The organism is Paenibacillus mesotrionivorans, from assembly GCF_046098205.1.
Classification (GTDB): Bacteria; Bacillota; Bacilli; order Paenibacillales; family NBRC-103111; genus Paenibacillus_AR; species Paenibacillus_AR mesotrionivorans.
Window position 1 is genome coordinate 63,530 of record NZ_JBJURJ010000013.1, and the last position, 19,640, is coordinate 83,169.

The 19,640-nt window shown below is 55.2% G+C and carries 16 protein-coding genes; 9 read left to right on the top strand and 7 right to left on the bottom strand.

Annotated elements, in window-relative coordinates; translation table 11 throughout:
* The first annotated feature begins 118 nt into the window (after nucleotides 1–118).
* The 3 genes from ACI1P1_RS19205 to ACI1P1_RS19215 all read left to right on the top strand — a co-directional run bounded on the left by ACI1P1_RS19205 (nucleotide 119) and on the right by ACI1P1_RS19215 (nucleotide 2,951).
* Nucleotides 119–673, top strand: a complete 555-nt coding sequence (locus tag ACI1P1_RS19205; RefSeq protein WP_416218066.1) for a response regulator — start codon at nucleotides 119–121, stop codon at nucleotides 671–673.
* 50 nt (nucleotides 674–723) lie between these two features.
* Entirely contained in the window at nucleotides 724–1,923 is a 1,200-nt protein-coding gene (locus ACI1P1_RS19210; protein ID WP_416218067.1) for an ATP-binding protein, read from the top strand.
* 182 nt (nucleotides 1,924–2,105) lie between these two features.
* The gene (locus ACI1P1_RS19215) at nucleotides 2,106–2,951 is read left to right on the top strand and encodes a GGDEF domain-containing protein (RefSeq protein WP_416218068.1); all 846 of its coding nucleotides are present in this window, start codon (nucleotides 2,106–2,108) and stop codon (nucleotides 2,949–2,951) included.
* 9 nt (nucleotides 2,952–2,960) lie between these two features.
* Here ACI1P1_RS19215 and ACI1P1_RS19220 read toward each other — a convergent pair whose 3' ends face one another.
* Nucleotides 2,961–3,929, bottom strand: a complete 969-nt coding sequence (locus ACI1P1_RS19220) for a right-handed parallel beta-helix repeat-containing protein (protein ID WP_416218069.1) — start codon at nucleotides 3,927–3,929, stop codon at nucleotides 2,961–2,963.
* A 321-nt stretch (nucleotides 3,930–4,250) separates the two neighbouring features.
* Here ACI1P1_RS19220 and ACI1P1_RS19225 point away from each other — a divergent pair, with 321 nt between their 5' ends.
* Nucleotides 4,251–4,442, top strand: coding sequence for a hypothetical protein (locus ACI1P1_RS19225; protein WP_416218225.1), 192 nt, complete (start codon nucleotides 4,251–4,253; stop codon nucleotides 4,440–4,442).
* 211 nt (nucleotides 4,443–4,653) lie between these two features.
* Here ACI1P1_RS19225 and ACI1P1_RS19230 read toward each other — a convergent pair whose 3' ends face one another.
* A complete protein-coding gene (locus ACI1P1_RS19230; protein WP_416218070.1) occupies nucleotides 4,654–5,460 on the bottom strand; it encodes a TerC family protein in 807 nt (268 codons plus the stop codon).
* Nucleotides 5,461–5,824: 364 nt separating this feature from the next.
* On the opposite strand from ACI1P1_RS19230, the gene ACI1P1_RS19235 reads away from it, so the two are divergent.
* From ACI1P1_RS19235 to ACI1P1_RS19250, 4 genes are all read left to right on the top strand, one after another.
* Nucleotides 5,825–6,007, top strand: coding sequence for a hypothetical protein (locus ACI1P1_RS19235; protein ID WP_416218071.1), 183 nt, complete (start codon nucleotides 5,825–5,827; stop codon nucleotides 6,005–6,007).
* Nucleotides 6,008–6,218: 211 nt separating this feature from the next.
* Nucleotides 6,219–8,012: an oligoendopeptidase F gene (gene pepF, locus ACI1P1_RS19240; protein ID WP_416218226.1), complete on the top strand. Its 1,794-nt coding sequence runs from the start codon at nucleotides 6,219–6,221 to the stop codon at nucleotides 8,010–8,012.
* A 163-nt stretch (nucleotides 8,013–8,175) separates the two neighbouring features.
* On the top strand, nucleotides 8,176–8,904 hold the full coding sequence (locus tag ACI1P1_RS19245; protein WP_416218072.1) for a DUF362 domain-containing protein: 729 nt from the start codon (nucleotides 8,176–8,178) through the stop codon (nucleotides 8,902–8,904).
* Between the two features lie 86 nt (nucleotides 8,905–8,990).
* On the top strand, nucleotides 8,991–11,465 hold the full coding sequence (locus ACI1P1_RS19250) for a beta-propeller domain-containing protein (protein WP_416218073.1): 2,475 nt from the start codon (nucleotides 8,991–8,993) through the stop codon (nucleotides 11,463–11,465).
* A 933-nt stretch (nucleotides 11,466–12,398) separates the two neighbouring features.
* On the opposite strand, the gene ACI1P1_RS19255 is transcribed toward ACI1P1_RS19250, so the two are convergent.
* The 3 genes from ACI1P1_RS19255 to ACI1P1_RS19265 all read right to left on the bottom strand — a co-directional run bounded on the left by ACI1P1_RS19255 (nucleotide 12,399) and on the right by ACI1P1_RS19265 (nucleotide 15,481).
* Nucleotides 12,399–13,028: a fumarylacetoacetate hydrolase family protein gene (locus ACI1P1_RS19255; RefSeq protein ID WP_416218074.1), complete on the bottom strand. Its 630-nt coding sequence runs from the start codon at nucleotides 13,026–13,028 to the stop codon at nucleotides 12,399–12,401.
* A 59-nt stretch (nucleotides 13,029–13,087) separates the two neighbouring features.
* Entirely contained in the window at nucleotides 13,088–14,071 is a 984-nt protein-coding gene (locus ACI1P1_RS19260; RefSeq protein ID WP_416218075.1) for a polysaccharide deacetylase family protein, read from the bottom strand.
* A 111-nt stretch (nucleotides 14,072–14,182) separates the two neighbouring features.
* Nucleotides 14,183–15,481, bottom strand: a complete 1,299-nt coding sequence (locus ACI1P1_RS19265) for a CapA family protein (RefSeq protein ID WP_416218076.1) — start codon at nucleotides 15,479–15,481, stop codon at nucleotides 14,183–14,185.
* Between the two features lie 528 nt (nucleotides 15,482–16,009).
* Here ACI1P1_RS19265 and ACI1P1_RS19270 point away from each other — a divergent pair.
* Complete coding sequence (locus ACI1P1_RS19270) at nucleotides 16,010–17,638, top strand: sensor domain-containing diguanylate cyclase (protein WP_416218077.1); 1,629 nt, start codon at nucleotides 16,010–16,012, stop codon at nucleotides 17,636–17,638.
* Nucleotides 17,639–17,714: 76 nt separating this feature from the next.
* On the opposite strand, the gene ACI1P1_RS19275 is transcribed toward ACI1P1_RS19270, so the two are convergent.
* Nucleotides 17,715–18,665, bottom strand: coding sequence for an ABC transporter permease (locus tag ACI1P1_RS19275; RefSeq protein WP_416218227.1), 951 nt, complete (start codon nucleotides 18,663–18,665; stop codon nucleotides 17,715–17,717).
* 1 nt (nucleotide 18,666) lies between these two features.
* Nucleotides 18,667–19,596: an ABC transporter ATP-binding protein gene (locus ACI1P1_RS19280; RefSeq protein ID WP_416218078.1), complete on the bottom strand. Its 930-nt coding sequence runs from the start codon at nucleotides 19,594–19,596 to the stop codon at nucleotides 18,667–18,669.
* Nucleotides 19,597–19,640 lie beyond the last annotated feature (44 nt).

Genomic DNA, 19,640 nt, shown 5'->3' on the forward strand with positions numbered 1-19,640 from the left:
ATCACTTTTCCCCTTTATATATTTCCGCTAGTATACGTACGGATTGCCTCCTTTTGCCAACGCTCCTATAATAGAACTATTTTATTAAATCGAATCTATTAAACCGGGAGGACTTCTATTGAAACAGGCGCTGATCGTTGACGACACGAAATCCATCCGGGTCCTTCTGACCAAGGCGCTGGAGCACAAGGGGTTCTCAGCAGATCTGGCTGCCAGCGGTCTTGTGGCCATGGATATGCTGAAGGCTCAACCCTATGATGTTGTGTTTCTGGACATGAAAATGCCCGGTCTAAGCGGCAAGCATGTGCTGAACTGGATGGTCCAGCGGGGCATCACCACACCGGTGGTGGTGATTACGGCCTTTGGTACCGTCAAGAACGCCGTGGAATGCACCCGGCTGGGCGCATCCGCCTATCTGCAAAAGCCGTTTACCGTTGAAAAAATACACCGCCTGCTGGCGGAGCTGGAGCCCCCGCGTTCCAATGCCACTCAAGAGGCCAGTCAGCTGCTGGAGGGGGGCCATTGGGAAAAAGCACTGCCCCTGCTCTCCTCTGCCCTGGCCGTTTCTCCCGCCAATCCGGAGATTTACCGGCTGATGGGACTGGCCTACCGTCAATCCGGCCGTGTGGAGCAGGCCGACAAGTTCCAGCAGACCTACGAAATCATGAAATAGCCACCCCTATTACAGATTGGGTGTAAGCAACTAGAAAAGGAGTTTCTGTTATGGATTCACGTTTACCGCGAGAGCGTGTTGTCCGGCAGGCGGAGGAACTGGCCCGGAACAGCGCACTGCAAGGGATATTCCAGCTTCTGCCCTACCTGGTGCTGGTCCTCAATAAACAACGCCAGATTATTTATTCCAACAACGGCCTGCTTCAGGTGCTGGGGATTGTGCCGCTTCACGAACGGTTGGGCTGCCGGCCCGGCGAGATGCTCCGCTGCATCCATTCCTGCAAAACCCCAGGGGGCTGCGGCACAACCGCCTATTGCACAGTATGCGGGGCCAACACAGCTATTCTTGAGGTGCAGCAGACCGGACAGCCCGTCTACCGGGAATGTCTCCTGACTACCTCTGCAGACGGACAGCATACAGAGAGCCATGAGCTTTCGGTTCATGCTATGCCGGCAGGCCAGTCCAACCCGGATGCCATCCTTTTTATGATCCGCGACATCAGCGAGGAAAAACGCAAGAAGGTGCTGGAGCAGCTGTTTCTTCATGATTTGTTGAACAGTGCAGGTGCAGCCAGGGGATTTATGGAGCTGACCCATATGACAGAGGACCTGCCCCAGCTCCAGGAGCTGTGCGGCTGTGCCAAGGATGCCGTCGAAGTGATTATCGGGGAAATTGAAAACCACCGGGACCTAATCCATGCGGAAAAAGGGGAGTTGGACGTGAGCCCGGAGCCCGTCCACCTGAATGGCCTGATCCGTGCCGTTGCGGATTCGGTGCAGAATGCGGCGGAGCATGCGGTGGATATCCGGTTGGATTGTGAGGAGAAGCTTGTTGCGGTGAGCGACCCCATCCTCCTTCGCAGAGTGGTCACCAATATGGTGAAGAACGCCGCCGAAGCCGCCGGGGAGCAACCGATCCGCATCAGCACTTGCAGACAGGGGAACAGCATCGCCATTGAAGTACATAACGGGATATGTATGCCTACGGAGATACAGCTCCAGGTTTTCAAACGCTCCTTCAGCACAAAGGGAGAGGGCCGCGGCTACGGGACGTATGGTATGAAGCTGTTCGGAGAGAGGTATTTGAGAGGGGAAGTCCGGTTTATTTCCAGTCCTGAATCGGGAACGCTGTTCACTTTTATCCTTCCCGCAGACTACCGACAATCCCAGGGAAGCGAATCCCGAAGCAAAACGCCGATACAGCACGAAACACTTCGAACGAATGGGATTTCTTACATAAACCAGATGTAGAAGAACCGGATAAAGCCGTGGACCTCCCCTCCTCTTCGTTTCCAACCGGATGGTTGGTGCGGTATGATTTTTTTAATAAAGCGGGACGGGGGTCAAACGTCCTACTACAGCAAAGAAGAAGATGCCGGTCCGCCCCTTCAGGAGGGAGGCCGGCTTCCTTATACGCTGCGGGGGGTAACGAATTGATTGCTTTGCTGCGTTATGTGCCTTCTCTATATATCAAGCTGTTCGAGCATCATCCGTTTGCTATGCTGACTATAACCGCAAAGGGCCGCCCGTTGCTGGCCAACGCCCAAGCCAGAGCTCTGCTGGAAGCCGGTCGGGATGGGACAGCGGCGTCCGCCCTTCTGGAGAACAGCCGGCTTCTGGAGAAGCTTGCAGAGAACAAAAGCTTCGGCGGTCTCGATATCTCGGTTTATCAGGCGGGAAGACGGCGGGAGTTCCGGATCGACAGCAGCCTTATCCGGGGCCTGTTCCGTCCCGTTTTTTTGTTGTCTGTCCAGGATGTGACGGCATCCAGCCGGCATCTGAGGAGACTGCGCCACCAAGCGACCCGGGACTCCCTCACCGGAGTTTGGAACCGCGGAGCCTTCCTGGAAAAGCTGGAGGCTGCCATTGTTCTGGCGGAGCAAGAAGGGTACACACTGGCTGTGCTGTACATCGACGTCGACGAGTTCAAGGAAATCAATACGGCTTACGGCCATGAAGGGGGAGACGCCGTCCTGGCCGGTGTTGCCCGGATCATTGCGCGGATTGTCGGCAGAAAAGGTGCTGTGGGACGTTTGGGCGGCGATGAGCTGGCCGTATTCATGCACCCTGTCCCCTCTTATACGGAAATCAGCGGAACCCTGCTGGAGCTGACCAATGCCATCCGCGCCATGGACATCCCCTACAAGGGCCAAACCATCCGGGTGGAAGCAAGCTTCGGGGCAAGCCTGTATGCGGAGAACAGCGAGGATGCCGCCACTCTGCTGAACCGGGCGGACAAGGCCATGTACCGGATGAAGGAGGTCCCCCTTTTTGACTAATCCGAGAGGTTAATTCACGCTTCCTTTGTACATATTGCCCGACGGGCTGCGCGTATTGTTGGATGCTGCAGCCGTCGCGCCGCTATCTGCGTTCACAACATAAGCTGTAGCATTGTCAAGATACACCGTGTTTCCGGTAAATGAGGCGTTTTGTCCCCACCCGCTTGCACGCTCATGGACCTGGAAGGCATCTACGATCTTGCTGTTTCCATTGCGGTAGCCAGTGTTATTCCGGATGATGTCATCATTCCCCTTTACATCCATAAAGCTGTCCGCATAATTGGCCCCCGAAATGCCCGTTCCGTCAAACGTACAATTCTCTACCACGGTGCCTGTTGATCCCTCCTTAATATCCACATGCTCAGCCCGGACATTGGGGCCGAAGGATACCCCGGAGATCCGGTTATGGTCCGTTTCTTTCTTGTAACTCCCCCATTTGCCTACATCCGAGCCGACATATACCCCTTCCCCATATTCCGGATTCAGCTTTCCTGTATCATACACGCTGGAGCTTTTGATTACATTATTAGAGCTGCCGTCCCGGAAATGTACTCCTTCTTCCCCGATGTTGTATACCTCAAGATACTCCAGCCAATTGTTGTTGGCGTGATCCAGCATAATGCCCTTTTTGGCGTTGGTTATCTTCACATTGCGCACATCATAATAGTCGCCGGTAATATACAAGGCGTAGCCACTGGAGGTTGTGCCCCCGTTCAAAACCGGCTTATTCGTGGTGCTTGCTCCCTTAATGGTGATTTTGGCGGATGAGGTGCCGTTTTTGGATGCTACGAAGTTCCCTGTGAAGGTCACTCCCGCTGCAAGCGTAATCACGTCCCCAGGCTGCGCATTGGCAAGGGCTGTGGTCAAGCACGACGTTGTGCTGCAGGTTACGGACGCCGCCTGAGACGGTGCGGGTACGGACAAGGACGCGGCAGCCAGCATGGCCGCTGCAATTGCGAGCTTAAACCATTTGAACATAAATTACACACTCCTTAGATAGATTTGGTTTTGATGTTAAGCAGACAGGTTAACCTCCTTCTTAATAGAGATTCACTCATTTATTAAAGCGCTTACAAAATTAACATACAGGATTTCCCTTTTCCCGTCTTGTGGTATTCACAGGTATTTTTGTTGTTTTTTAAGGGCATCCACCGGGATGAACAATAACCCTCCTTTTGATTAATGCCCCGCTTCATGCTAAAGTGTTAGGAAGCAATGATAAACCACTTAAGCGGGGGAAATACGGTGAAAAGCAACAGAATCAAGACGGTAGAAGTCTATAAACGCGACAAATGGAACATGTTAAACGTAGAGATCAACGGAAAAACCCTCATCCTCCGGGAAATCTCCGAAGAATGGGGCGAGGAATGCCATACCTTTCTGAGCCGGCCTGCCATGATGCACTGGGCGGAGGAGCGGTTTTCTCCGAAGCGCTTCAAGGGAACGGAAGAGGAGCGGCTGCAGATCCTGGAGAATTTCCGCAAAGTTTGACCGGTGAGATGAGCGGTGGACAAGGAACGGACTTCCCGAAGTGGAATGTCCGTTTTTTTGGCGTGGAGAGGCATTCCTCCCCTGCTACCGCCGCCACCCTGATGTAAGCGCCATAAAAATCAAAAAAACCAGGAAGGACATCATGTCCCCCCTGGTTTTTATTTAGGCTTGGCCCAAAACCGCCTGGCGCCCAGCCTGCATGTTACCATAATCAGCCCATTTGCTTTTCCAATTCCTTGGCGCCCGGTGTGGGCTTGGAATCATTGTTCTTGCCACCGCTCAGGAACCAGCCTGCCGCGGCAATTCCCACCAGGACGACATAGAAGCTGAGCTTCCAGGCTGTGCTGTGGGCGAAATCCTCAGACAGAATCGCGATATCCGGGTGTGCCAGCGTAATAACGGCCAACTTGACGCCTACCCAGCCCACGATGACAAACGCGGCGATTTCCAGGTTGGGACGGGATTGCAGCAGCTTAACGAACAGGTTAGCCGCAAAACGCATAATGATCAGTCCGATGAAGCCGCCTGCGAAAATCACCAGGAATTGTCCGCCGTCCATACCGCCGATCTTGGGCAGTCCGCTGGCGGGAAGGGCTACGGCCAGTGCTACCGCGGCCAGGATGGAGTCGATTGCAAAGGCGATATCCGCCAATTCAACCTTCAGTACGGTCATCCAGAAGCCGGGTTTTTTATCCTCCACTACAACGCCTGTGGTTTCCTCAATCTTCTTGTTCTTGAACATGACCTTCCGGAAAATGTGGTTGGCTGCGATAAACAGCAGGTAAAGCGCGCCTATCGCTTGAATCTGCCAGACGTCCACCAGAAACGAAATCACGAACAGGGAAAGCGCACGGAACACGAAGGCTCCAGCCAAACCGTAAAACAATGCCCGTTTCCGCTCTTCCTCGGGAAGACGTTTAACCATAATCGCCAGCACCAGCGCATTATCCGCGGCCAGCAAACCCTCCAGCGCCACCAATACCAGCAGCACCCATCCATACTCCAAGAATAATTCCAAACTCCACTCCTCCTTATTATCTATACATTGAAAATAATAAAGACCCCTACCGCAAAAGTATCCCTCTTCGTCGAAGAAGTAATACTTCAGGGTAAAGGTCTCGCTAACAGGTGTAATAATGCCAATAAAACCGGAGCAGGAATGCCTCGTAATGACGATTTTATTGTACAGCTACTCCCCTTTACAGGTATTCAGTTGGGAATTGCGGTAAGGCTCTTGAATAGAGCATAATCGAAGCACGGGGATATTGTCAATACGAAATGAACAATTCCGACGGAATTACAATGAAACGGGCTTTGTGGTAAAATAATGAATCAAACAGCTCTTCCCGCTGCCAAGTACATATGTTAGGTGGTTTTTCGGTATGGCTGATCCGCAGGTCATTGCAACCTTTGTAATTATTTCCTTTTGCTTCGCTTTGGTGCTACTCTTAAAGAAGGACACCATCGCCCCCGGCTTTAAACGCGGTCTTGCCATTATGGCCGTCGTGATGGTCAGCTTTTCATTCTTTCTGATTTTGTACAGTTTTTTTACAATGGGACGATAAAGGCAGAATAAGCCGCGGGGACAGCCGCACATACTAATAGGCAAACTTTGGTCTCTTTTTGGGCCAAAAGGTTGCGGAGGTTAGTGCCTTGTCCCCTTTACGACTGCTGTCCCTCATCCTGTGCGCCGGGCTGCTGGCATCAAGCACTGCTCCCGCGGCAGGAGCCGCTGTCCGCCTGGACAGCCAATTCAAACCCGATAGGAGGATTCCCATGAGCCAGGTAAAAAAACGTACGGAAACCGCTCCTGAGCACCGTTGGAAGCTGGAGGACATTTTCCCCAGCCAGGAGGCGTGGGACAAGGAGTATCAGGACACCAAGGAGCTGCTGAAGAAGGCGGAGGATTTCCAGGGAAAGCTGTCCAGCCCCGACGCGGTCAAAGCCTGCTTCGAGCTGGAGGACAAAATCTCCCTGCATACGGAACGTCTATATGTCTATTCCAATATGAAGCATCACGAGGATACGGCGGAGCCGGAGTATCAAGCCCTGTCGGAGAAATCCAAGAAGCTTTCGGTTGAAGCGGGCGAGGCCTTATCCTTCATTACGCCGGAAATTCTGAGCTTAAGCGACGATGAGCTGAACAAGCTGATTCAGGCTCCCGAGCTGGCCTTTTACAAGCTGACCCTGGAGGAAATGCTGCGGCAGAAGGCCCACGTGCTCTCCAAGGCCGAAGAAGCCCTGCTTGCCCAGGTTGGCAATATTTCCAGCGCCCCCAGCACCATCTTCTCGCTGATCAACAATGCGGACATGAAGTTCCCGAAGGTGAAGAATGAAGACGGCGATGAAGTCGAGCTCACCCACGGCAGCTACATCACCTTCCTGGAGAGCAAAAACCGGGATGTGCGCCGGAACGCCTTCAAAACCATGTACGAAACCTACAGCAAGCAAAAGAACACGCTGGCCGCGACCTTATCTGCCAATGTAACCAAGAACCTGTTCTACTCCCGGGCCAGAAAATATCCGTCCGCTCTGGAAATGTCCCTGTTCGGCGACAATATCGACAAGGCTGTCTACACCAACCTGATCGACACCATCCATGAAGCCCTTCCCCTGCTGCAGCGGTATATGACCCTGCGCAAGAAGCTGCTCAAGGTGGATGAGCTGCATATGTATGATCTTTTTGCCCCGCTGGTAGAAGAGTTCGATATGAAAATTACATACGACGAAGCCAAGGAAATCGTCACTGACGCCTTGAAGCCCCTTGGTCAGGACTATCTGGAAGTGTTGAAGGGCAGCTTCAACAACGGCTGGATCGACATCTACGAAAATGAGGGCAAACGCAGCGGCGCATACAGCTGGGGCGCTTACGGCACCCATCCTTATGTGCTGCTGAACCACAAGGACAACCTGAACAGCATGTTCACCCTTGCTCATGAGATGGGCCATGCGATGCACAGCTACCTGTCCGATACGAATCAGGAATACCGGTACGCCCAATACACCATTTTCCTGGCCGAGGTGGCCTCCACGCTGAACGAGGCGCTGCTGATGGATTATCTCCTGAAGAAAACCACCAACCCCAAGGAAAAGATGTACCTGCTGACCTATTATGCCGACCAGTTCCGGACCACCGTTTTCCGGCAAACCATGTTCGCCGAATTCGAAATGCTGATCCATGCCCGTGCCGAAGCCGGCGAGTCCCTGACTCCACAGGATTTCAGCAAAATCTACTATGATCTGAACGTGAAGTACCACGGCACAGAGATGGCGGTGGATAAGGACATCGAGATGGAATGGGCGCGGATCCCCCATTTCTACAACAGCTTCTATGTGTACAAATATGCCACCGGCTTCTCTGCGGCCACCAGCTTCTCCAAGCAGATTCTGGATGAAGGCCAGCCTGCGGTGGACCGCTATCTGGGCTTCCTGCAGTCCGGCGGCAGCGACTTCTCCCTGAACATCCTGAAGAAGGCCGGTGTGGATATGTCCTCGCCTGAGCCGATCCGCCAAGCCATGGACGTATTCAAAGGTTTGATCGAGCAAATGGAAGAGCTTACCGGGAAGTAATATCCCTGCTTAACTGGCCCCCTTTGCTTCTGACTTGTCGCTGTCTGTTCCTTCTTTAAGGGCAGACAGCTTTTTTTATGAAAAAGAATCGGGATGCTATTCATAAACGTTTACCTGTTGAGGAAAGGCTTAATGGGGCTTTTCCTATTTGGGAGGAATGCTAATGTTCGTTTCCTGTGATGATGAAGGTTTGTTTGCCTGTCTGGATAAAGTGGGACTGCAAGAGAAGGTTTTGCGGGAGCAAACGGTGCTGTTGAAGATTAACCTGGCCCGTCCGGCTAAGCCCAACCATCCGCGCACAGATGCCGGGCTGCTTGCCAAGATGATCGAATACGTTAGCGCTTACGGAGGAAGCTGCGCCATTGCGGAAAGCGCCAACGGCTATTTACGGGAGAATCTGGAGCAGGCCGGACTGACGGGTTTGATCCAAAAGCACAAGGTCCGGGTAATCGATTTGGATTTAGAGGAGGCTGAGCAAGTTATCATTGATGGCGAGAAGCACTATATCCCGAAGTGCTTCAGGAATTATAGCCTGCGAATCGGCCTGCCCGCCACCTCCAAACGGCCTGGAATGATCTATTCCAACAATATTAAATTGTTCGTAGGAGCAGTGCCCAGGAGCATGTATCAGCTTGATGAGCAGGTGGTGGACTGGCGTCCCCGCGTACATGTGGATCTCCACCGCTCTGTGGCCAATATTTTCAAGGCAGTGCAGACGTATGCTCCCTTCACCTGGTTTATTAACGGCGGCTTAGCCATGCACGAGAGCCGCGGTGAGTTTATGCTGGATGGCATTCTTGTCGGCAATGATGCTGCCGAGCTTGATCTTTATGTCCAGGAGCGTTATTTTTTCGACTTGGAAAAGCCAGATTATTTGAACCGGCTGGCCTGATGAAGGGTGCAACCTTTTCTCCTCCCGTCACGTCTGGATGGAAACAGGCTGATATTGGAAAATTCCAGGGGGAGGATTGCACTTTTATGAAACGCTTCTCTATTATCACTGCCGCATCGGCTATCACTCTGGCAGCAGTCATTGCAGGCAGTATCGCACTTGGCGCGGCTCCGGCCGAATCCCGTGAGCAGACCTCAGCCGCTTCCCAGCCAACCGCCACCGTACCCGCGAATGACGCCAATCTGCCGCCGGTCCCGCTCACCGGATTCACCATCGCCGTAAATGGAAAGCTGCTGGAGCCGGATGCCCTTCCGTATCTTGCCGGGGATACGATGCTGGTGCCTTTGCGGGCTCTGACCGAGGCATTGGGCGCTGTCGTTAGCTATAATGAAACTGCCGGTTCCATCATAGCCGTCAAGGACGGAAGCAGCATTGTGCTTATACCCGGTGACTCCATTGCCACGAAAAATGGTACACCCGTCCAGTTGGCCGCCGCCCCCGTAAGAGATGGGGATGTAGTGCTGGTGCCCCTGCGGTTTTTTGCCGAAGCCTTCGGCACCTCGGTGAAGTGGGATGGCGCTGCCAAACGGGTGACGGTGGAGTCGGAGGACTATCTGCTGCCAGCTATCGGCAGTTACGCGAAGCTGAAGGAGCTGTTGGCTAGCGCGCAGGATCAAGGAATTACCATCGGGCCAGGACACGGAATGCAGGTATTTGTGATGGAGGATTCAGCTGTCGCCCGGTCTGAAATTGCCACAAGCGCTGCCCAGAAGCAAAACGCCAGCGCTGCCCCGAAGGGGGATTTTTCCGCCACCAATGTACAGGTTCAGGGGGTGGATGAAGGCGATGTGGTGAAAACCGACGGGGAGTTTATTTATCAGGTAAACGGCAGCCGGGTCATGATCGTGCGGGCTGCGCCGGAAGACAAGATGACATTGGAGTCTGTCCTCCAATTGGAGGAAAAGACTTTTGCCATTCAGGAGCTGTATGTGGACGGAGACCGCCTTACGGTCATTGGGTCCTCCAGCAGGAAGCAGGAGCCGCAGAACCCCGACGTATCTTCCGCCAAGGAAAGTTTGTCTGTTGGGGGAACGGCCGCTAAACGCCGGATTGCCCCTGCAGCCCCCTCCACGGTCAAAACCCTCGTCTACGATATCGCAGACCGCAAGGCACCCAAACTCCTGCGGGAGGTGGAGACGGAGGGCAGCTATGTCTCCTCCCGCCGAATCGGCGGTGAAGTGTATGTGATTGCCAACCGGTATTTGAACAGGTACGGCATTATACAGGACAACAGGGAATCGGCCGCAGTGCCTGCTTACCGGGATACCGCCATGTCCGGACAATGGACGGAGGCCAAGTACGAGGATATCCGCTACTTCCCTGACTCCCTCTACAGTGCATATCTGGTTGTAGCCGGGATCAGCACAGCCTCTCCGTCTGTACCTGCGGAGGTCTCCATATACCTGGGTTCGGCGGAAAATGTGTTTGCTTCAGCGGATCATCTATATGCGGCCTTCCCTCGACGCCAGGTGAGTGAGGACCGGGTAAAGCCAGCAGCAGGCACTTCTGCGGATGTTGCAGCCGAATATATCCGGATTAACGTGGATGAAACCACTCAGGTATACAAATTCCGGCTGGACAAAGGCAAGGCGAGCTTTGCAGCCAAGGGTCAGGTGCCGGGAACGGTGTTGAACCAATTCTCCATGGATGAACATAACGGCTACTTCCGCATCGCCACCACCAAGGGCAAGGAATGGGGCAGAGCCGGCGAGAAGCTGACCAACAATGTCTATGTGCTCAACGAGGATATGGGCATCAGCGGTCAAATCGAAGGAATTGCACCTGGGGAAAGCATTTATTCCGTACGCTTTATGGGCAACCGGGGTTACATGGTCACCTTCCAAAAGGTGGACCCGCTGTTTGTGCTGGATTTCTCCAATCCCGCCTCCCCCTCGATCCTGGGCCAGCTGAAAATCCCCGGGTACAGCGACTATTTGCACCCGTATGATGAAAACCATCTCATCGGCTTCGGCAAGGATGCGGTGGTGGTCACAGATGAGCGCTACGAAAAAAGCCCCCAGCCCACAGACGGCACGGCCTATTACCAAGGCATGAAGATTTCCATGTTCGACGTCACCGACGTGTCCCGCCCCAAGGAGCTATTCCAGACCGTCATTGGGGACAGAGGGACGGATTCGGAGCTTCTGCGCAACCATAAGGCCCTCTTGTTCTCCCGGGACAAAAACCTGCTGGCCTTCCCCGTCACGGTAGCGGAGGTGCCTGCGGGCCAGAAGAACAATCCGATGGCGTACGGCCAATTCGCCTTCCAGGGCGCTTACGTGTACCATGTGGACCTGCAGGAGGGCTTCCGCCTCCGGGAGACTGTCACCCACCTCGGTGAGGACGAGCTGAAAAAAGCAGGCGGAAGCCTGTACGAGAGCAATCACCAGATTGGGCGGCTGCTCTATATCGGCGATACGCTGTACAGTCTGTCTCCCGGCCAGATCCGGGCCCAGAATCTGGAGACCCTGGCCGAGACAGGACGGCTTGAGCTGCCTTAAGGGTGGGCAGAGCTTACTGGCATCGGCCGGGCTTACTGGCTCACTGGCATCAGCCCTACTCCCGGTTCACCGACATCAGTTCTACTCCCGGCTCACCGGCCTGGGCTCTAACGGAACTATAAGACTTTTAGCCGGTCAGAATCAGGTTGGTGGGACGGTAACATACGGATTGAAACCTCTGGCCCGCTCTAACGGAACTCTCGGACACTTAGCAGCCTGAATTCAGGTTGGTGGCGGGGTAACGGATGGGGGTTAGCACCACTGACCCCGCTCTAACGGAACTATCCGACTCTTAGCGGTCTAAAATTAGGGGTTTGGCGCGGTAACGGAACTATGACGCTTTTAGCGCACAATTTTTACTGTTTTGCCACCGCCTAGAGCAGCTAAGCGCTTCTGAGTTCCGTTACATTTCTAACACACCAATTATTGGCCTTTAAGGGTCGCTGAGTTCCGTAAGACGTGGCGCGGGATGCACGGGAGTGCAGATGGGACCGAAAAACCGGGGATAATGGCGGAAGGAGCCAGGCAACTGGGGGAATGCGGATAATAGTAGTGTGCCGCGGACTCGAAGACTGTGGATGATGGTAGTGTGTCAGTGACTGGAGACTGTGGATGATGGTAGTGTGTCAGTGACTGGAGACTGTGGATGATGGTAGTGTGTCAGAGACTGGAGACTGCGGATGATGGTAGTGTGTCAGTGACTGGAGACTGTGGATGATGGTAGTGTGTCAGTGACTGGAGACTGCGGATAATGGCAGTATGCCAAGTAACTAAAGATTGTAAGTGGTGGAAGAGGCTTAACGGATGGAACCTTGGGATGTAACAGGAAGAGTATTTGCCCCACCCAATAGAGACAGCAAAAAAGGACAGTCCCGGCAGATTAACTCTGCCGGATTGCCCTTTTTTTGCACATGTTTGCGACTGGACGGAGGGTTATTGCAGGCTTACTGTAAAGGCTCCTGCCGCTTCTTCGCCCCAGAACAGCTCCAGCCGGTCATTGTCCTTCACCGGGCCGACTCCCTCGGGGGTTCCGGTGAAAATAATATCTCCTTGGCCCAACCCATACTCCGCGGCGCAGAAGTCAATGATCCGCTGCAGGTCGAAGATCATGCGGGAAACATTGCCCCGCTGGGCCTCCTCCCCATTCTTCAGCAGCGTAAAGTCCTGCTCGGCCAGCCGGGCCGTACCCGGGAAATCCAGCCACGGGCCTAACGGCGCAGACCGGCGGAAGCCCTTGGCCGGCAGCCAGGGCAGCCCCTTGACCTTAATGCCGGATTGCACATCCCGCAGCGTAAAGTCGATGCCGAAGGCCATGCCGTCGATAAGCTCATCGGCAGACAGACCCGGCTCGTAGCTGCGTCCGATGCGGATGACCAGCTCCGTCTCGAAGTGGAGCTCTCCCCGCAGCCCCGGCAGCCCGATGGCGCCTCCATCAGCAGGCGTCAGAGCATGGCTGGGCTTCATGAAAATCATTGGCTCCTTGGGCAGCTCATTCCCAAGCTCCTCCGCATGGGCCTTATAATTGCGTCCTACACAGTATACGTTGCGGATTGATGCGAACATTGGCTTCCTCTCCTTTATCTGTTTCGGTATGTCCCCTGGAATACCCAGATTACCTGCGATTATTCCAAAAAATGAACGGCACGGCTGTCCTTGTGCAGCACCTCGAAGCGGAAGCCTAGCTCCCGCAGCCCCCGGATCACCTCGGGCAGGGCTTCGACGGTGGTGATTTTGCCCCGGGCGTCGTGCATCAGCACGATGGCGTTGTTTTTGTTGGCCGCGGCGTACAGCACTGCGCCTACAATCTCTTCCTTGGGCTGCACCGCCTGCGCAGCGTCAGTGGAAGAGACGTTCCAGTCGAAATACTGGTACCCCTCCTCCCGCACCCGCTTGACCAGCCGCGGCAGCATCCATGGGCTCCCCTTGGCCCGGCCCAGCCTGGTGTTGGAGCCCCCCGGGAACCGGAGCAGCTCCGTGGCCGAGCCTGTCAGCTCCTGGAGCGCCCGGTCCAGCTTATGTACATCCTCCATAAAGGCAGCCTCGCTCCGGTACAGGCGGTAATCATGGGAATAGGTGTGGTTGCCCAGCACATGCCCCTCTGCCGCCATCTGTTGGATCAGCTCCCGGTGCTGCTCAACCCCGGAACCGGTCACGAAGAAGGTGGCGCGAATATTCTCGCGGCGCAGAATGGACAGGACCTGCGGCGTCAGGCCCGAAGGGCCGTCGTCGAAGGTCAGATAGGCGGTGCGCGGAGCAGCCGCACCGCTGCCGGGTTCAGGGGCGGGCTCGGCCCCCGCCCGCCCCTGCACTGCCCCGGGCCCGGCCACGGGGGGCCCGGCTAACGCGCCCGGCCGGCCAGGCTCCGCTGCCGGCCGGGCCGGTTCAACCAGCCGGTCCGCCTCCACGGACCGGACCGCACCCCCGGGCCCGCCCGCTGCGCGGAACCAGGCGGGCGATGGCCCGGGCATGGCCGCGTACGGCGAAGCCGCGGCCGGCCCTGTACCGGAGCCGGCGCTGCGCCCGGCTCCCCCTTGCCCGCAGCCGGCGGCAGCGGCGGCGCATAAACCCACGCTAACGGCAATCCTCAGGAATCGTGATGTCCACATCGGCGAATCTCCTCTTGATGAAGGTTTTGCTGTTAGTATGGATTACCGGTTGCGGAATATGGCTGCCAAATCATGCAAGCTCTGCCATCAGCCCGAGGGTACGTTTGCCTCCTACTTGGCGGAAACCCGCCCGTCTGCACCGATACCGGTCCCATAGGAGACCTTCTCCAGCCGCTGGAACAGCTTTTGGGCGTCGGCCTCCTCCATTTTTTTCAGATGGGCATATTGATTCCACAAAGGCGCAAGGGTAAGGCCGCAGCCGCCGTCCTTGCCGCATTCCGCCTGCAGCACCGCCGTCTCCCAGGAGGGGGCATGGTCATTGGTAGTGAACAGGAAGTTACCCAGACTATAGGCAATCCACTTGCCTTGATAGTGCTCCAAACCCTGCAGCACATGGGGATGGGTCCCGACAATCAAATCCGCCCCTGCATCGATAAAGGAGCGGGCCATTTTGCGGTGCTCGTCCAATGGCTTCTCCGCCTTTTCCTCCCCCCAATGGGCCATCACCACCACCAGATCCGCCTTGTCCCGGGTTTCCTCGATAGTCTTGATTGCCTGCTTGGGATCATAAAGCTGCGTGGTGCCGGGTTGGTTTTTACCGGCCTTCCAGGAGTTGTCCGGCACTTTATGGCTGAAGCCCAAAAAAGCAATCTTGATGCCGTTTTTCTCCACGATCACCGGGCGGTAAGCCTCCTCCAGATTTTTACCCGCACCTGTATGTAAGATTTCCTTTGCATCCAAAGCCTTGATCGTGTCCAACAGACCATCCTGCCCGTAATCCAGAATGTGGTTGTTGGCCAAATTGACGATATCGAAGCCTGCCGCCTTAAAAGCAGGGAGGGCGTCTGGACTGGAACGGTAGGTGTATTGCTTTTGCTGCTGGTCACCCCGGGTGGTGATCGGGGTCTCCAGATTGGCGATGGTGAAATCCGGCTTCTGCAAAAGCTCCGCAATCTCCCGGTACGGGTAATCATAACCGTTGGTTTTGAGAATGGTTTCTACATTCCCCGCAAAAATTACATCTCCCGTAAAGGCCATGCTCACTTTATCCCCGGCACCGCTTGAAGGGACGGAAGGGGACGTTGTGCTTTTACCCGGAATGGTGGTGGATACAGGCGGCACGCCCACTCCCGCTCCTGCGCCTGACGCCGCTGCCGACGGGGACGGACTTAGCTTCGGCGACTGTGTAGCTTGAACGGAGGGTGAACCCCCGCCGCCTCCCGCCGTTTGAACGGGTGCCACCGAAGCAACCGTGGGGGAATTGCTATCCGCACTATCCCGGAGCAATTCCTGCCCCAGCCAAACGGCAGCGCATACAAGCACCACTGCTGAGGCCGCACCCGCAAGCTTCATCCGTTTCTTCCGTGATTTACGCAGCCGGCGCTGCTGTTCAAGACGAGAATTTTCCATTGATGGTTCCAACTCCTTTTGCCAAACACTGCATGGATGCTGTGCAACTTTATGCCGCAGAGCTTCCTGCCGCTGCCCTTTCCGTGAAGATAACGGCAGGCAAGATGCTCACGGTACGCTTAGGTGTTCCCACTGTTCTCAGCCGCAATAGAGGAATGCCAGCTTCCTCTATTACACGACGGTACGGCCTGTTATAACGGATAACGGTACCCAACCTTACGCTATTCCCCGCCGCCTGATGAGCATAGAGCTAAAGCGGCCCCATAACGGAAGTCTCCCTTCCGCAATCACCTATTTTCTCGCCTAAATAAAGAAATAAGAGAAGATCCCCTTCCCCTATTCCCCGCCAACATCCCCGGCACACCAAACGGGCTGGAGGCTGACGCCGGATTCTCCTATTATATCAAATGCGTAACAGATTGCGGGATTTACGTCTTTTTTCACAGAATGAATATAAATCGACATTGAAGCTTATATTTCGACATTTTATAATAGGTGTATCGAATGTGAAAGGTTGTTGATTGGGGAATGTCCATCAAACTGAGGACCTGTCTCTCTCTTGTATTCGGATTGCTGATGATCCTCCTGACGATTCTGCTGGGCGTGGTGATCAACCGCATATCCAGCAATAATATTGAGAAGGAAATCGGAAATACCCTGGGCGGCATCGCCTACCAAATGTCGGACAAGCTGGACTATTTCATGTGGTCCCGCTCTGGTGAAGTTGATGTGGTCAGCAAGCTTGACGTGCTGCGCAACCCGGAGGAGCGTGCAGACGCACAAGAGCTTCTGCAGGAGCTGAAGGCCAATATCCCTTCCTTTACTTGGATCGGGTTGACGGATGCCAAGGGTGTAGTAACCGCCTCTACAGAGAATTTGCTCCAGGGGGTGGACATCAGCCAACGGCCGGTGTTCAAGGAAGGCTCCAAGGGAAAATTTATCGGCGACGTCCACGAAGCCGTGCTGCTGGCCAAGCTGCTGCCCAATCCTACGGGAGAAGCCATGCAGTTTGTGGATATCAGTGTCCCCCTTACAGATTCTGCCGGACAATTCAGCGGTGTGCTGGCAGCCCATCTGAGCTGGGAATGGTCCAAGGAAATGGAGAATTCCCTGCTGGAATCCTATTCCTCCCTGAAGGAGCATGTGGACATTATCGTGGTCAGCCGCAGGGATAATGTGGTGCTGCTGGGACCCGGTGAGCTGGTCGGACAATCCCTGCAGCTGGACAGCATCCAAAAGGCCTCCTCCCAAAAGGGCGGCTGGGCTCTGGAGTTTTGGCCGGACGGCAAAAGCTACGTAACCGGATACGCTTACGGCGACGGATATATGAATTATGGCGGGCTGGAGTGGACGGTTCTGGTCCGGGAGCCGAAGCACATTGCCTACCAGTCTGTTCACGACATGCAGCGGTACATATTCATCATCGGATTTGCGGCAGCGGCCGTGTTCGCTCTGTTGGGCTGGCTGGTGGCCGGTCTGGTAGCCAAGCCGCTGACCAATATTGCCGCTGCCGCCAGGCGGATCCAGTCCGGCGAACGGATTGAGCTTCCCCGGCACAAGGGGATCGCCGATATTGAGAACCTCACGGATTCCCTGGGCAACCTGCTGCGCAATCTTACCTCGACGGAAGCGGCACTTGGCCATATGGAAAACCTGGCTCATCATGACCGGCTTACCGGCCTGCCCAACCGGGTGGGCTTCGAGGAATACACCCGCTTGATTGCGGACCGGAGGAATTCCCCGGGAAGCGGCGCCATTCTCATGTACATGGATTTGGACGGGTTCAAAAAAGTAAATGATACCCTCGGCCACGCTGCCGGGGATGAGCTCCTGCGAATTGTGGCCCAGCGTCTCCTTGGCCAGCTGCGGGAGGGCGATATGGCCGCCCGGCTTGGGGGCGACGAATTCGTCGCCGTGCTGCGCCACGGCCACGCCGACAGCAGAAAGGTAGCCATGGCTGCGGCAGGACGGATTCTCGACGCCATCCGCGAGCCCTATCTTTTGGACGGCAGGGAAGCCACTGTGGGCATCAGCATTGGCGCCGCCGCGTGGCCCGAGGACGGGGCAGACCTTCAAGAGGTGATGAAGCTTGCCGATGCGGCGCTTTACAAGTCCAAGCATAAAGGCAAAAACTGCGTAACCCTCCATAACGGATAAACGGGTTTCCGCAAACAAAAAGGGCCGGATTCTCCCCGACGGGGGAAGACATCCGGCCCTTTATGCATTCATGATGCTATGCCGTCACATCCCGTTTGGTAAACAGGCTCCAGGCCACCGCGGCAAACGCCGCGAAATATAAGATCAGCATGACGATGGAGAATCCCATGGTCATTCCTTCTACCACAGGCTCCCTTCCTGCCGTATATTGCCGAAGGTTCAGATTGGAGAACAGGAAATATTTGATCCAATCGTAACGCTGCAGCACAGCGGTGATCATGTTGCCCAGGAACATCAAGCCGAGGGACAGGCCGATGGCCATGGACGAGCTGCGGAAGGCCGACGAGATCATAAAGGCGAAGGTCACCATCATCACCAGGCTGACGCACTCATACCCGTAATTCACCAGACTCTGCATGAACATGCTGCTTTCCACTACCGCTCCGTCCTTCACTGCCAGGAACGGGATGCTGAAGCCGTCCACACCGTAGGCTACCGCCCCGATGATCATGGCGCTCACCAGCATCAGCAGAAGGCCGAATATGGCGAAGAGCAGCGTGGACAGATATTTGGACAGCAGAATCTTCCAGCGCCGTACCGGACGAATCAGCAGCAGCTTGATGGTTCCTCCGGCGAATTCCCCTGCAACAATATCCGCCGCGATCACGATGGTAAAAATGGACAGCAATGTAATCAGATTGGAGGAGAACATGACCGTGCTCCACAGGGTCTGCTTCTCCGTATCGTAATTATGCTCCAAGGCATAACGGGAGACCATTACCGTTTCCTTCAGATACTTCCCATATTCCTGATCCGCAGCCATATTGGGATCATTCAGCTGGGATTCCATACTGGTTATCCGCTGCTCCAGCCGTTGGCGGTAATCCCCCTCATCCGGCGAAGGACGCTCATAAATCTTGTTGATCACCACGGAGGCAAGCAGGATCGCCAGCACAATTCCCAGCATGACCCAGGTCCGCGCACGCCGGTAAATTTTCATATTTTCATTCATCACCAAAGGGCGCATTCTACTCAATTTGTCCACTCCCCGTCATTTCCAAGAATTTATCCTCCAGGGATCTGCCGCTGGCCTTCACGCCGTATACGCGGAAGCCTTCCTTCACCAGCTGCTCGATAATCACCGGAATTTCCTCCCGCTCGAGAATCGCCTCGAATCCGGAGGTATCCGCCAGCACCTTCGCCTCGGGATACAGCCGGCCGATAATCTCCGCCCCTTCCACAGGCCGGGAAATATCGAACCGGACATGCCCTGCCCCATCTGCCCGGGTAATGTCGCCCATCTCCTGGATACCGACCAGCTTGCCGGTTTGGATGACCGCTACGCGGTCGCACATCAGCTCCATCTCGGACAACAGATGGCTGGAGACCAGCACGGTAATCCCCTCCTCCCGGGCCAGCCGCCGCAGATAATCCCGCAGCTCGCGGATCCCTGCCGGGTCCAATCCGTTCGTAGGTTCATCGAGAATCAGAAGCTTGGGGCGGTGCATAAGCGCTTGGGCCACACCCAGACGCTGCCTCATGCCCAGGGAATACCGCTTGACCTTATCATGAATCCGGTTGCCCAAACCAACCAGATCGATAACTTCCTTCAGCCGGTCCTTGCTGATCCCTTCATGCATCCGGGAGAAGTGGATCAGATTCTGGTAGCCGGTCAGATATTTGTACATCTCCGGATTTTCCACTATGCCGCCCATCAGCTTCATAGCATCCTCAAAGCGGGAGTTCACATCTAACCCGCCGATTTTTACAGAGCCCTCGGTCATGGAAATCAAACCGGTAATCATCCGGATGGTGGTGGTTTTGCCGGCCCCGTTGGGACCCAGCAGGCCAAAAACCACTCCTTGTGGAATATCGAAGCTCAGATGGTCCACAATGGTCTTGCCGCCAATGCGCTTGGTTACATTGCGCAGTTCGAGAATCGGTGCAGAATTGGACATAGTGCCTCCTTCATAGGATTACAGTGCCGCCTGCCATTACGGCC

Bases quoted from the DNA above. Each gene is read 5' to 3' on its own strand.
- ACI1P1_RS19210 (WP_416218067.1), top strand. From the start codon at position 724: ATGGATTCACGTTTACCGCGAGAGCGTGTTGTCCGGCAGGCGGAGGAA.
- ACI1P1_RS19220 (WP_416218069.1), bottom strand. From the start codon at position 3,929: ATGTTCAAATGGTTTAAGCTCGCAATTGCAGCGGCCATGCTGGCTGCC.
- ACI1P1_RS19225 (WP_416218225.1), top strand. From the start codon at position 4,251: ATGTTAAACGTAGAGATCAACGGAAAAACCCTCATCCTCCGGGAAATC.
- ACI1P1_RS19235 (WP_416218071.1), top strand. From the start codon at position 5,825: ATGGCTGATCCGCAGGTCATTGCAACCTTTGTAATTATTTCCTTTTGC.
- pepF (WP_416218226.1), top strand. From the start codon at position 6,219: ATGAGCCAGGTAAAAAAACGTACGGAAACCGCTCCTGAGCACCGTTGG.
- ACI1P1_RS19245 (WP_416218072.1), top strand. From the start codon at position 8,176: ATGTTCGTTTCCTGTGATGATGAAGGTTTGTTTGCCTGTCTGGATAAA.
- ACI1P1_RS19250 (WP_416218073.1), top strand. From the start codon at position 8,991: ATGAAACGCTTCTCTATTATCACTGCCGCATCGGCTATCACTCTGGCA.
- ACI1P1_RS19255 (WP_416218074.1), bottom strand. From the start codon at position 13,028: ATGTTCGCATCAATCCGCAACGTATACTGTGTAGGACGCAATTATAAG.
- ACI1P1_RS19260 (WP_416218075.1), bottom strand. From the start codon at position 14,071: ATGTGGACATCACGATTCCTGAGGATTGCCGTTAGCGTGGGTTTATGC.
- ACI1P1_RS19265 (WP_416218076.1), bottom strand. From the start codon at position 15,481: ATGGAAAATTCTCGTCTTGAACAGCAGCGCCGGCTGCGTAAATCACGG.
- ACI1P1_RS19270 (WP_416218077.1), top strand. From the start codon at position 16,010: ATGTCCATCAAACTGAGGACCTGTCTCTCTCTTGTATTCGGATTGCTG.
- ACI1P1_RS19275 (WP_416218227.1), bottom strand. From the start codon at position 18,665: ATGCGCCCTTTGGTGATGAATGAAAATATGAAAATTTACCGGCGTGCG.
- ACI1P1_RS19280 (WP_416218078.1), bottom strand. From the start codon at position 19,596: ATGTCCAATTCTGCACCGATTCTCGAACTGCGCAATGTAACCAAGCGC.